We start from the raw sequence: 13,268 nt of genomic DNA on the forward strand, positions 1-13,268 counted from the left end.
TCAGATATATGTCATCGATACGCATAGCCACATCAATCACTTAAAGGAGACTCCCTATGCGTACGTCACACACTCCCCTGTTCACCCCTGCAGACAACTACCCTGCCCACCAGCCATCTGATTTAAACCAGCTCTTAGAGCACGCGGCCGAAGCGCTGGCCCAAAAGTACAAACGCGAAGGCACCTTCACGAGCCCTAAAAACGTGATGGAGTACTTAAAGCTCAAACTCGGCGCGTACGATCGTGAAGTGTTTGCGTTGATGCTGCTGGATAACCAACACCGGCTGATCCAGTTCGATATCCTGTTCTTTGGCACCATTGATGCCGCGTCTATCTATCCACGCGAAGTGGCGAAAGCAGCACTGAGTCACAATGCAGCCGCCGTTATCTTTGCGCACAACCATCCCTCGGGGATTGCCGAGCCGTCACAAGCAGACCGTCATATCACTGACAAATTGATCAAAGCGTTGGGCCTTATCGATGTTCGCGTTTTAGATCATGTGGTTGTCGGTGAAGACTGTGTGTCTTTCGCCGAGCGAGGCTGGATCCCAGTCGTGTAGCGGCTTCAAAGGCCATTTTCACACGCCACACATGCACACAGGCAGCGATACCTTTCCCTGCTTCTCATTATGTTAAAACGGGAAGCAGCCAACCCAGGCGCAACAAGGGTCTGGTTGTCGCTGTCGTGCTGTGCTTCTCAAAACCTCCCTCTGTGAAGAAAAAAGGAAGTAAGCCATGTCAGAAGTTCAAGCCATCAAAGATGCTGAGACTGTTCAGCTTATCGGCCACCTATTGAGTATTCGTTATCATCGCCAAATGGCCGACGTCTGGTATATCGGATTAAACCTGGCGTTGCGTATCTCCGATCTGCTTGCCATTCGGTTCGACGATATCCACGGTGACCGGTTGCGAATCAAAGAGCGTAAGACAGGTAAGATTGCTGATATCCAGCTCAACCCGAAAACACTGGCGCGCATTGAAAAGATACGGGCCGACCATCCTGACCACGTCTACCTGTTTCAATCTCACCGCTGTCAGCAGATTAAGCAGTTGCCGCCTAAACCGCTCTCTCGGCGTGCTGTTACTCTCACCTTTCAACAGGTCGGGCAAGAGCTCAACCTCTCGTTAGGGACGCACTCAATGCGAAAAACACGCGGTTATATGCTGTATCAAGCCACAAAAGATATTGGTCGGGTGATGAAAATGCTGCGCCATACCTCAGAAGGCATCACGCTTCGTTATATCGGGATCACGCAGGAGGATGTCGACAATGATTTTATTGCCTTAGAGATATGAGGTAAGGCCGCACCATGACAGTACGGCCGACGGGATTTTAAATATATATCATCAATAAAAAACGATTGTGCACGATTTACTTGGTGCTAGAACCAAAGCAACGAAACCCCTCGTTGCGACGCTTGGTTCTTTTTTTGGCTAAATAGCTTAGTCGATGGAATATATCTTTATACTCCTTCTCAGAGCTCTGAGAGCTCTCAGGGCGACCGTGAAGGTAGTAAATGCTATTATCAGGGATATGCACTAACCCCATCGCTTGATTGTTACACAGGCCGATTGCCTGCGCCCAGGCACGGACAATGATATTATATAAACCATCACCGCACTCGACGTTCTCAAACTTACCCCAGCAATGAAACCTACTCTTGTTTAAAACCAACGCGAAATGATAATGATCGTTGTGTGAATGATTACGCTCCCTTGCCCAAGCATATCGCACCTTACAACGATGCACCCGTTTACCCTTCGCTCGCTTCTCACACTCTTGCTTTGCCATTTCTAATTCAATAGCTCGAATAAATCGTTTAATCGTGCCTTTTTTCCTTCGCTCGAAGGAGGCGACTTCATCACGAGTCAGAAAGTCACCAGACTCATCAGTAGCTGGGAACCTTAAGTCAATACGAGCAACAGTGAGGTTACTATAGTCCTGATAACCATCAGCTAACATATTGCGTATTCTCTCTAAGTAACGTGCATTGCATTCATTGATAGGTAGAAGGATAGAAAAGCCTTTATAGGTATGTGTGTCCATCTCATGTTCCTCTGTGAGTTCTACAAAGGAACACTGGTCACATTAATTTTTACCTTATCTTGTTTACTGGTGATGGGTATATGAAGAGAAGAGCTAGTACGTATATTACTATACCGACAACTTACCCCTCTCAGTGTGACCATGTCACCCACCAGCCAACCTGGCCTCTCCCTCCGTCATCGACGATCAGAGTATGTGGAAGTTATGATCCTGCTCCAAGGGAGATCATAACCCCAGCGCCGTTTTATATACACTATTACTACTAAAAAAGCTTAATTAAACTACTTTTGTGACACCAGTCACACTTGAATCAAGAGGCGAACAGCTCACTTTCGCTAACTTAGAAAAGGTGATAAAACAGGTTAAAAAGAGCAAGACAGTCGATATAACAATGCCAAAAAACGTCATAGACATACACATTTCAACAGCTGTGAAGACGAAAAGAGATTTATTTTTCTTTTGGAATGAAATACTCAAGGAGTCTCTTCTAGAACTAAAAGATGAAGAAAAAGAAAAAATAGAAACATACATTAAAGACAACCCCATATCCGAAAAAACAATTAGAGCCCTTTCTAATGTAATTCACCAAAAAAGCCAGCGTGACAAAGGTAAAACTTCACGATTCTTAGCAAACACAAAGGAAAAGCTATATGATGAAAAGTTAAAAAATTATGACTTCAATAGTCTTTGCGATGAAGATAGAAAAACAAACTGGCTGTGGTGCTACATAAGAAAAAAAGCGAACAAAAAGGTGAGACATTTAAGATACAAAAAAAATATAAAAGGCAAGCCAACCAAGCAAATTATATTCAAAAATCTTGAGCTAGACGATAGTTACCTGGAAGACCTCCCACAAAATAAGGCAGAGGAAAAAAGGATACAAATAGAGCGGTGCTTAATTTTCTCTCCCTACTCAGAAGAAGGGGAGAAAATGGTATCTAACCATTTAAAAGATGAGTGGCGAACAAACATTGATAAAAATGAAATGATAAAATGGTTAGATGGCTGCCACTACAGTCAGCTTATATGGGCTTATGAATACATTCAAAAAAGAGAAGGAATAAAGTACACTTGGACACCGTCTAGCAATGAAGATATAAAGTCAGTCCTTGTAGCGTTTTATGACCTCACTCCTGAAAATGAAAAAAAAGACTTTATAAATAAATTCAGACGTGCCTGGAGCGCAAAAAAGAATAGAGTTAAAAATAAGAGAGAGAAAAACGGCAGGATCCGGTGACCGGAATAAACCGAAACGAGCGATCGCAATCACCGAAATACGCAACGTTTTTTCTTTACTGGTGCTTTTGCCATGATTGTGCATTCTTTTTCAATGAGGCGTACGTGAAACCGTATGGTAATTGCGGTCGGTTATATATGAAAATGAGTGCTTTAAGAAAGCGTGGGGGGGAGTGAGTGTGAGGTTGAATGGTAGAGAAAAGAGCCTATCATAAGGCTCTTGCGTGAGTTAGCGATACAGCGAGTGTTCTTTTAGTTGTGGAAATAACGACTTCAATACTTTCTTTGCATTCCATTTGCAGGCAATTTCAAATAACCCTGCCCGTAAGTTAGCCTCGCGATAAAAACACGTATCGGACAAATCACCTTTATGCCGGGTTGATTGGAGCATCGCATGCACTAATTCAACTTCATCAAGCTCTACTGCCAGCATCAGTGGTGTATATCCTTCCAAAGCCGTGTTGTGTTTTGCATTCGGATTTGCACCCTCTGCGATAAGGTATTGGGCGATATCGCGAAACCCTTGAGCAGTGGAATACTTGATATAGTTTTCCTGTTGAATTTTCTCTATTGCTGCTGCGATATTCTGAAAACCCTCATCTTGCTGCATTTTCTGAACCGATAGTTTTAGGTGCTCCAAATCATGGGGAACAATTCCAGCACCGTGTGCGCGCATAGATTGTAAGTTCAAATCGGAATATTGCATTTTCTTTCCCAGTTTAGCAACTTCTTGTGGGCGAGTATGGCGGCTAATCATGGCAATAGCTGTGAATAATGGTGTTTCATTTCCGATATCATGGCGGCGATCTACCGTAGCTCCCATTTCCACCAACTTTTGAACAATCTCAAGGCTACCTGTTTGTACACCACAACCTAACGGTGTCAACTTGCGTTTAGTCGTGACTGTATCTAACGTTTTAGCCGTATGATCATGCTCTGTCAGCATCCAAAAATTATCGTGCTGCATTGTGTTAATTGGGAATAAGTTCACTTGCATTTCTTGCACAGCAAAAAGCAATGCCGACTCATTGCTTGAGGATAACTGATTTACATCTGCCCCTTTACTCAACAACTCACTGACAGCTTTGGTATTGTGTACCATAGAAAAATAAACTAATTGCGGCATTTTTTTCTCTAGCCCACCAAACTTACCTACTTTCAGTTTTTTGTTTGGTTTTTTTAAATCAATAGTGAAATCGTTATCGTCCACGTACCATAACCCAACCGCTTTATGCGGGTTGTCCGGATAATTCGAATTAGGGAAAAATGATTCTTTAGTAAAATAGGAGTCAAACAGTTGTGAATAAGCTGCTATTTCCCAATATTCAATATCCGCCGATTTTTTCTTGTTTGTTTCGTTCTCTGGTCCATCAGGTATCAAATCAATATTTAACATGGCAGCCATTCGCCGTAAACGGTTAATAAAGGGTTTATCTGGCTTTGCCATGCGACATGCAGAGATAAGAGCTTCTCGAATAATACAGATAGCATTTTCACCTTGCCGATAAATCACTTTCTCGAATGCTTGTTTGTATTCTTCAACCGCTAACTCTAAATGCCCACTCTGTAACTCCAACCTAGCTTTCATCCAATGGAAGAAATAGGTTGATTCATGATTAATATCTGCTTTAGTTTCATGTTTAAATCTATCTAGTAGAATGAGACAAGATTCTTCCGAATCGTTCTTTTTAGGAAATCGCAAGCGCAGTTCATGATCTAATTCCAGTGCTAACGGAATAGTGCGTTGATGTTTTTTCTTCGCTTTTTCCAATAACGCCATTAAAGACTGACGATAAGAACAATCTAAATCGTGAGGGTTAACTGAACACAACAAAGATGCATCCATTCTAGGGAATTTCTTAAAGAAGTAATCCCATAAACGAGCAACCAAAAAGTTTACCTTTAGCGCAAGCCATAATTGTTCCGATCGAAACTTATGCCCAATAAGATTAATACTCTTGATACTCGGCAGTTCTGCACCCTCAGCCAAAGACCAAACTCGTAATCGTTCTTTGGTTTCAGCAGAAAGCTTTTTATAGTGTTCTGGCCATTGGGGCAGTTGTTTAATTTCATTAACGACAATAGATACGAACGACTGGCCACTTTGTGCCACAACTCTGGAATTAATATAGACATCACCCAGCATGTCGTCACAGAATAAAGCAATCGTAAAAGTTAAAAAATGCCTTTCTAAAAATGCATGCCCATCATCTGTACTTACGCCATCTAATGGTGCAACTTTCATTAATTCACGATATTTATCAATAAGCTTATCAAATCCAGCAACAAACCTATGCGCTATTGATTCATTAACAAACCCTCTAAGTGGCTCGAAGATCAACTTATGTTTGAGTTCATAATATATATCTGGTGTAATTTCATTCTTTTTGCAAGCATCATCAATTTTTTTAGCAACATGAGGATCAATACCTTTGGTACCTAAACCATTAGCAAACTCTCGGAGTAGATATTGAATGGTGTAATAAGGCGTTTCTATTCTTGGGTTAGTCATGCTGTACGCTCGATATCTTTAGAAAAGTTAGTGAATGCTCGTTTATCACTTGGGCTACCTGGAACCGTGATGGAATATCCAGATGGGGAATATAAGCGCCCATGTTTTTTCCGTCGTTGGTAATGCCAATCATTTTTAATTAGCTTGCAGATTAACTGATGTATGTCTTTATCGCTGCTGTATTTTTGCAATCTTAGTTATAGGGGCATTACTGCCCCTACCCTCCAATCCCTCGAGCTTACTTACCGTTTTTAGCGGCAGCAGACTGTGCACGCGCACCAAAGCTTCCTTTAGGCGTTTGCCCTCCCGTTGCTTTGGATTGAGTAGATTGAATTCGTGCTGCCGCAGCTGATGTCATCGGGGTAGATTTTGATTTAGACATGTTCATTCTCCTTGTTTGTTGTGAACAAGGTAACATTAACAATGACTATAAAAACCATCACCTTGGTAATTGGAGATTTTTTTGAAGGACATTATTTGTTCCAATGCAGCCGCGGGTTCAACCGCGAAGTGCACACTCTCATCTGTAGCCTGACATAACTTGTTAAAGATAACGCTAGGCTGCCTAAAACCAAGACATTTTCTTGGTCGAGAATTCAAACGGGGCACAGCTTGCATCACCTCTTCTTCAGTGATTTCACGCAGGTCAGTGCCCTTGGGAATATACTGCCTGAGCAGCCCGTTACTGTTTTCGTTTAAACCTCGCTCCCAGGATGAATAAGGGTGAGCAAAGTAAATATCTGTCTCTAATGCCTCGGCTATTGCCTTGTGTCCGACAAATTCTGAACCATTATCTGCTGTGATTGAGTGCACATACGCGGCGTACGGTCGAAGTAGCTCAATGATGGCATCACGGAAGACATCAGCGTTTTTGCTGCTCACCTTTTTTGCCAAGTAAAAGCGACTGGTTCGTTCAGCAATAGTGACAAGCGCGCCTGTGCCGTGTTTGCCCAAAACAGTATCGATTTCCCAGTCACCAAAACGCTCACGAGTATCAACAATGGCTGGCCGCTCATCGATAGAGACGGGGTCTAGTATCACACAGCGCTTGCTTGTTTTGCCCTTACGATAGCGTTTGTGCCCTTGGCGCAATGACTTATACAGTTTGCCGCCAGCCGCTTTATCCGTTGCCACATATTGATAAATCCATTCATGGCTGACAGGCATGTCTAACCGCGTGCTCACATGGCTAATCTGCTCTGGACTCCAATCAACGTTTAGGCAGAGGTTAACAAAATCGATTGTCATCGAAGAGATGCGCCTTTTGGCGGCATATATACGTCGACTTGTCGCTAGCTGCTGAGCTTGAGCGGGCTCGTAACCGCCGTCTGGTAATCGGTTCCTACTTAGCTCTCTCGATATTGTTGATTTTGACTTACAAAGGGTTTCGGCAATGACTGTTTGTGAACAGCCACGGGCCAAAAGGACAGAAATCTGGTATCGTTGTCCTTCGGTCAACTGCTGGTAGCTCATGGTAATCACGTTTTGATTTTGGCGATGAGAAGCGTACCACTATCAGCAGTTGACTTCCTCTCGACAGTTTAACCATGAGTGTTGAACTTATTATCTGAATTCAGGTACCTGAAGGTAATTGATAAGCTGAAGCATGAAGGGGCGGAGGCGGTGATCCTAGGTTGCACGGAAATTGCGCTACTTGTTCAGCAAAAGCACACTAATGTGCCACTGTTTGATACCACAGCAATCCATGCGAACGCTGCCGTACTAAGATCTCTTGGAGAGGATTAACGACAAGAAGTCGTACCCAGTAAACAGCACAGACAAGTAGAAGTCACTCCTCGACAGTAATCTGTTATAGACTAGACATACATTGATTGGGTGTCTCATTGTGGACTCTTGATACAGTCCGTACTTTAGATACACCCAATGGTACACCACACCAAAGTCAAACCATAAAAATCCAATTAATACATAAACTTACCACTCTAATTCAAGTTACGCCAGCCCACCACTTTCCTTTAAGTTGTTGTTTTTATTAAAAATTCTTTTGTTTCAAGCAGTTAAAAAGCATATGTGTGATACGCAGCTGAGCTACACGGGCGACGATTTGCACATATACAAACGTAAAAACAGCAGCGTTTACTATTTCCAAAAGCGAGTTCCTAGCCGCCTAGTCGAGCACTATGGCAAGCGCCTTATTCGCTTCTCTTTGAAGACCTCGAACAAGACACAAGCCAAACAACTAGCCACCATCGAGGCTGGTCGCCTGATGAAAGAGTTCGCGGAGCTCAGTGGCTATTCTGTACCAGAGAAGAGAGTTGAGCTGGTCGACCTTCAGAACATTGCCATTGAAGCCGCCAATACGTGGGTAAAAGACAAGCAAGACAACATGCTGACTGGCTCTGTCGATGTTGAGGGTATACGGAACGGGTTAGAAGCAAGCCTAGACGCCATTCAAGAACATGCAGCAGGCATGCTACACGACAGCCTAAAACTAGCTGATGCACCTCGCGCACACCATGTTTTTGAGGGAGCCATCCCTAGCCGGATTATCGACCAGTACAACGCGCTCACAGAGCCACAGAAAGCGCGTGTATTCATCGAATTCGCTCAGCACCTAAAAGCCCAGACAAAGACTCTCCTAGGCTCGATTAGCGGCTTCTCGAGCGACATTAAGACCATCACCAAACCAATTCCTAAGATAGAAAAAGCTCCAACACTTGAATATGTCACTAGTGAGTTCTTAGAGAACAAGCAAACAGAAATGGCAGCAACTGGTAAGCCAATGAGTGAGAAGCTCAAGCAGCGCTATCAAGTATCTATTGAGTTCCTTCTTGGTTTTATGGGGGCTGACTATCCTGTCAAAGAGGTCTTGGCACTAGATATAAGAAATCTGAGGAATGTACTGATAGACACGCCAAGTAATTCAGCCAAGTTAAAGGAGACCAAGAATCTCACGACTCCTGAGCTTATTGCTGTGGTGAGTAGTGGGCAATTGAAGCACCTTCCCCCTCTTTCTATCACGAGCATCAATCAGCGCTTAGAAGCGATTTCTGCAATATTTAAGTTCGCTATGCAAGAACGATATATCACATTCAACCCTGCAGAGAACGTGAAGCTCAAGAAAAAAATAGCGGACAAGGACGCACGGAGACCATACTCACCAGAGATGCTCGACAGGTTGCTTCAGTTGACCAAAGGCACAGAGCACTATTGGATTGTACGAATAGCACTTTGTTGTGGTCTACGTATGAATGAAATCGTCCAGTTGAGACCTTCAGACATCAGGCAACACGAAGGCATTTGGTATATCTCTGTAAATGAAGAGGACGACAAGGCGTTAAAGACTAGCTCTTCGGCCAGATCTGTGCCTCTGCCTGACACACTGTTAAACCTCGGTTTCATCGAGTTTGTACAGTCATTGAGTACAGAGACGCTATTCGATATTCCTCTTCCAAAACAGGGCGGATACCGCTCAGACATATACAGTAAGCGCTATGCCTATTTCTGTCGTAAGCATGAACTAAGAGCAGACCGTGTGACTTTCCATAGCTTGAGACACAACTTCAAAGACCTCGCGTTGAATGCTGGAGTGCCTGAAGTAGCTTATAAGCAACTTGGTGGATGGTCAGAAAGCTCTGTAAGTGGTAATTACGGCTCAGGCCTGACGATAGCTAGTCTCAAGAAGCATGTAGAGACCATAGATTACCCCATCGACGAACATGAGTCAGTTGATACTTGACTCTCAGCGGCAGGATAGCTTCTCTGTGGCTTCTATATGGACTCTCAGGAAGCCTATAACAGCCAAGTGGAAGCACTGTTGCTCGACTGATGGTGGTTTAGATTTCGATTATTGCAGCACGCAGCAGTGCCCCATGATTTCTCTAAGCATTTCCTTTGAGCAGTCATAATGCACAGGAGGAAGCCGTTTGAGGCTAAAACCCTTGTGTCGGTTTGTAGTCTGCTCTCTCTGATGACTGAAACTGGATTAATCAGGACGTGGTCTGACAGTTGTTTAACAGCGATGTAATCAGATCTAACAGATTACTCTAGCTCACTTCCCCTAAAAATCATTTAGAGCTAATGCTCATGACTCCTTTCAAGGCCGTACTTACCTCAAGTTTTTTAGAAATAGTATTTGATTAGTGGACTAATCGCTGAATTTCGTTAGGTCTATAGGTATAGTGTATCTAATGATACGCTATGCTTATTCTTTGACGATTGATGTCAATAGTCACATTTCATTAGGGGCATTTTATGAAAGAGAAAAACCAGATAAATTTTCAAACTGCCTTTGATACAAGTAAGTCCCTATCACTAGGAAAGATAGACAATAGCTCTCCTGAACTTCTAGAAATAGGAAGAAGAGTGCATGAGTCAATCAAAGATATACCGATTAAAATTGCTACCGAATCCGTCAAGGAAGCCGAGAAATTGATCAGTACGGGCGACCATGCTGAAGCTGTAAAGTCATTAATGGAAAATTCATTCTTTCTTCCAAGATTGAAAGACTGGCATATAATAGAAATCATTAATTCGATTGATAGTTCTGGTTTAGATAAAGAACTAAGAAAACAACATCTAATGCTCGGTGTTGCTTACGCTTCTTTTATTGGTGCAAACGAGATTACGGTTGAGTACATTGAGCTTCTGGAAAATGAGTTTCAAGATAGTTTAGATGAGGAACTCGTGAATGGGTTTATTTTAGAGAGGGCTAGGTTAGCTCTAGATGAAGGACGTAGAAGTTCCGCAGTTCTCTCATACAAGTTATTGTCTGAAAAAAGCACAGCTAAACCTAGAGAGGTTGCAATTTCTTTTCAAGGTTTGGCCCACCTTTCAAGTGTTGATAACGATAAAGCATATTTTCATAGGTTGAGTGCTGATAAATTTTTGGAGGCAGGTCTTAAAAAGGATGCGATTGGTAACTTATTAGAACTCTCAAAGTTACAAGCTAAGGAGCAACCTAACTTAGCATTAGAGACACTAGAAAAGTCCCTAACACTGGTGAGCTCAGAAGAGCTATTTGATAGGCATGGAAAAGCACAACTTTTACAGTTGAAAGCTAAATATTTACATCAACTAGGTAAAGTGAGTGAAGCGCTAGAAGCCGCAGAAGAAGCTATTGAGCTTGAGAAGGAAGTGTTGGGCGCTGAGGTCAGCTTGCATTCGTCATATAAATTAGCTGAGCACTTTTCTTCAGCACTTCAATATGAGGATAAGTCAGTGCGATTTAATGAGTCAGCTGAGAAAACAGCCTCTTTGATTAAAGATAATTTATTCACCCTTCAACAGAAAGTTGCGAGAACCTGCTTTAACAGAGACGAGTTAGACGGCGAAATTCTACGGGAAGTATTAGACTCAGGAGACCCCTCTTTAATTGGAACAGTATTACTGAAGCAATCACTCAATCAAGAATTATCAACTGAACAATCTGTTTCGCTACTTGAGGATGCACTCAAGCAGTTAAAGATAAAGGATTCTAATAACGTCATTGATTTAGTTTACTTTCACTTTGGATTAATTTATCAAAAACAAGGCCTAAAAGGAGATGCGGAGTCATACTATCTAAAATCGTTGGACTGCAATCCGTACAATCAATCATCGGCTAACAATTTAGCTTTTATTTATATGGAAGATGAGTCTTGGGAAAAAGCAGAACACTTCTTTTTTAAGAGAATACAGTTACTTGGTGAGCTTCCAAATCATTGTTTCCTTTATGCAAAATCTTTGCATCGCCAGCACAGATATCGAGAAGCTCTAGAGTATTTCAGAAAAGTGAAATCAGATATGGAATGCGTACCAGAGTTGATTGAAGATTGTATTTCTAATTTAGCAACCTCCACTGTCATTACAGGACTTAGGCCGGAGTGCGTAAAGCATATAACTAGTGAAGATATACTGCATGCTCTTCAACAGTTTTCTGAATCAGTTTCAGCAAACTCCAGAATGTACTTTTGGAAATATGACAAAGTGAAGAAACTTTACAAGTGGAGTAGCAAACCTGAAGAAACTTCTAAACAGCTTTTAATTCAATCTTTATCTGCAAAGTTTGGTAAAGATAATGTGACAATAATCCAAGAATCTCGTGCAGGGGCTGGCTTTATTGACTTATTGCTGCTATTCACTGGTGGTTTAAAAGTTGTTATTGAACTGAAAATGTGTGGTGCAGGCTACACTAGCTCATATGCTATATCTGGTAAAGACCAGATCATTCACTACCAAGATAATACGGGTGCATACTTAGGGTATCTGGTTGTTTTCGACGCTAGAAAAAATGATTTCTCTAAAGGCCTTAAAAAACTGCAAGTTGTCGGAAATAAGACTATTTACTCTATTGCAGTAGATGTTCGAACAAATGTAAAATGATAGATACGTCTTGCTCAATGACTGTGTTGTGAATAAGATTACGATTTGATTAAATGTTTTGCGACGCCATAGGTGATTACGCAAGTGCTAATTTATGGCACCTTGCTAGCACGTTTCTGTTCAAAAGCTATTTTGGTGGTATAAAAGACAGTCTGTACGATTAGGTCACGCTTCGCCACCATAGGTGTCAGATTGTGTGTAAGTCAGCACACTAAGGTATATAACCAAGTTACTTCTTATGAGAGCGTTAGCTAGGGATTGGTCTTAATACAGCCTCTCTGACGCTAACCTGAATCATTATGATACCTAGACCACTCTCTTAACGCAGTGCTCGAAGAGGAACTTAAAGCTCAGATGTACCCGTGTAGCGTCAGTGTTGCTCCAGCTATCACCGCCTAGCTTACTAGAGCAGATAACGGTATTCAGACCAACGATATTAAGAGACGTAAAGCTTCCCTCTTGGTTGTGTCCATACAATATTCCACTAGTGCCTACAGACCATACAGCTCAGACACGCTCTAATCGACTGCAGCTCACAATGATAATTCCTTCTATCAAGTGAAATAACAGTCAACGCAGAGTCGCTTTACTTAGCTACTCATCCATGTAAGCAAAGGTGCGATAGTGTTGTGCTGGTGGTCTATTTAGTATCTGCTACGACTACAGCAGCAGTGGTTTGATGTCACAGAGGGCTCTTAATGTATATCTAAGAGTTTTTCCTTGGGCTCTTCAATTAGACGTTGTAAATGGCTCGATTAGACAGAGACTTCTGATGAGAAAGAGCCTGAGAGGGGGAGGCAGTGAGACTGACTCTTAGTGTATATCTAAAAGTTTTCCTTGGGCTCTTCAATTAGACGTTGTAAATGTCTTAGTGAGGGCGTGAAGACTCGACAACAAGGCTCTATCGTTGAGGCTATCAATGGCTAACCTCTCTTAATGTATATCTAAGAGTTTTCCCTAGGGGTCTTCAATTAGGCGTTGTAAATGCCCTAGTGCTTACGTAAGGAACCATGAAGAGAGCTATCCACGAGGCTATCAATGGTTAACCTCTCTCAATGTATATCTAAGAGTTTTCCCTAGGGGTCTTCAATTAGGCGTTGTAAATCAAGCTGCCAGCACAACATTAATACATGAAGTCAGCGATGCATC

8 protein-coding genes and 2 pseudogenes are annotated in these 13,268 nt (G+C 42.3%); 6 read left to right on the forward strand and 4 right to left on the reverse strand.

The genetic code is table 11. The annotated features are described in order from the left end of the window. The first annotated feature begins 56 nt into the window (after window positions 1–56). Window positions 57–560, forward strand: a complete 504-nt coding sequence (gene radC, locus BZG25_RS12605; RefSeq protein WP_077639177.1) for a DNA repair protein RadC — start codon at window positions 57–59, stop codon at window positions 558–560. 175 nt (window positions 561–735) lie between these two features. Next, the gene (locus tag BZG25_RS12610; protein ID WP_077639178.1) at window positions 736–1,296 is read left to right on the forward strand and encodes a tyrosine-type recombinase/integrase; all 561 of its coding nucleotides are present in this window, start codon (window positions 736–738) and stop codon (window positions 1,294–1,296) included. Between the two features lie 76 nt (window positions 1,297–1,372). Here BZG25_RS12610 and BZG25_RS12615 read toward each other — a convergent pair whose 3' ends face one another. Further along, window positions 1,373–2,047: an inovirus Gp2 family protein gene (locus tag BZG25_RS12615; RefSeq protein WP_077639179.1), complete on the reverse strand. Its 675-nt coding sequence runs from the start codon at window positions 2,045–2,047 to the stop codon at window positions 1,373–1,375. Between the two features lie 289 nt (window positions 2,048–2,336). Between BZG25_RS12615 and BZG25_RS16085 the strand changes: the two genes are divergently transcribed. Continuing rightward, the gene (locus BZG25_RS16085) at window positions 2,337–3,284 is read left to right on the forward strand and encodes a hypothetical protein (RefSeq protein ID WP_198535229.1); all 948 of its coding nucleotides are present in this window, start codon (window positions 2,337–2,339) and stop codon (window positions 3,282–3,284) included. A 228-nt stretch (window positions 3,285–3,512) separates the two neighbouring features. Here the strand turns inward: BZG25_RS16085 and BZG25_RS12625 are convergent, their stop codons facing one another. The 3 genes and pseudogenes from BZG25_RS12625 to BZG25_RS12640 all read right to left on the reverse strand — a co-directional run. Continuing rightward, window positions 3,513–5,795, reverse strand: coding sequence for an ankyrin repeat domain-containing protein (locus tag BZG25_RS12625; RefSeq protein WP_077639181.1), 2,283 nt, complete (start codon window positions 5,793–5,795; stop codon window positions 3,513–3,515). Window positions 5,796–6,033: 238 nt separating this feature from the next. Continuing rightward, window positions 6,034–6,177 (reverse strand): hypothetical protein, encoded by a 144-nt coding sequence (locus BZG25_RS12635; RefSeq protein WP_077639183.1) that lies wholly within the window; start codon window positions 6,175–6,177, stop codon window positions 6,034–6,036. Between the two features lie 146 nt (window positions 6,178–6,323). Next, a pseudogene (locus BZG25_RS12640) lies at window positions 6,324–7,268 on the reverse strand (IS30 family transposase); the annotation flags it as partial. 105 nt (window positions 7,269–7,373) lie between these two features. On the opposite strand from BZG25_RS12640, the pseudogene BZG25_RS12645 reads away from it, so the two are divergent. From BZG25_RS12645 to BZG25_RS12655, 3 genes and pseudogenes are all read left to right on the forward strand, one after another. Next, window positions 7,374–7,541 (forward strand): annotated as a pseudogene (locus BZG25_RS12645) (aspartate/glutamate racemase family protein); the annotation flags it as partial. A 283-nt stretch (window positions 7,542–7,824) separates the two neighbouring features. Next, window positions 7,825–9,495: a site-specific integrase gene (locus BZG25_RS12650; protein ID WP_077639185.1), complete on the forward strand. Its 1,671-nt coding sequence runs from the start codon at window positions 7,825–7,827 to the stop codon at window positions 9,493–9,495. A gap of 515 nt (window positions 9,496–10,010) precedes the next feature. Further along, window positions 10,011–12,119 (forward strand): lipopolysaccharide assembly protein LapB, encoded by a 2,109-nt coding sequence (locus tag BZG25_RS12655; protein WP_077639186.1) that lies wholly within the window; start codon window positions 10,011–10,013, stop codon window positions 12,117–12,119. Window positions 12,120–13,268 lie beyond the last annotated feature (1,149 nt).

This window comes from Salinivibrio sp. ML198 (genome assembly GCF_001996015.1).
Lineage (GTDB): Bacteria > Pseudomonadota > Gammaproteobacteria > Enterobacterales > Vibrionaceae > Salinivibrio > Salinivibrio siamensis.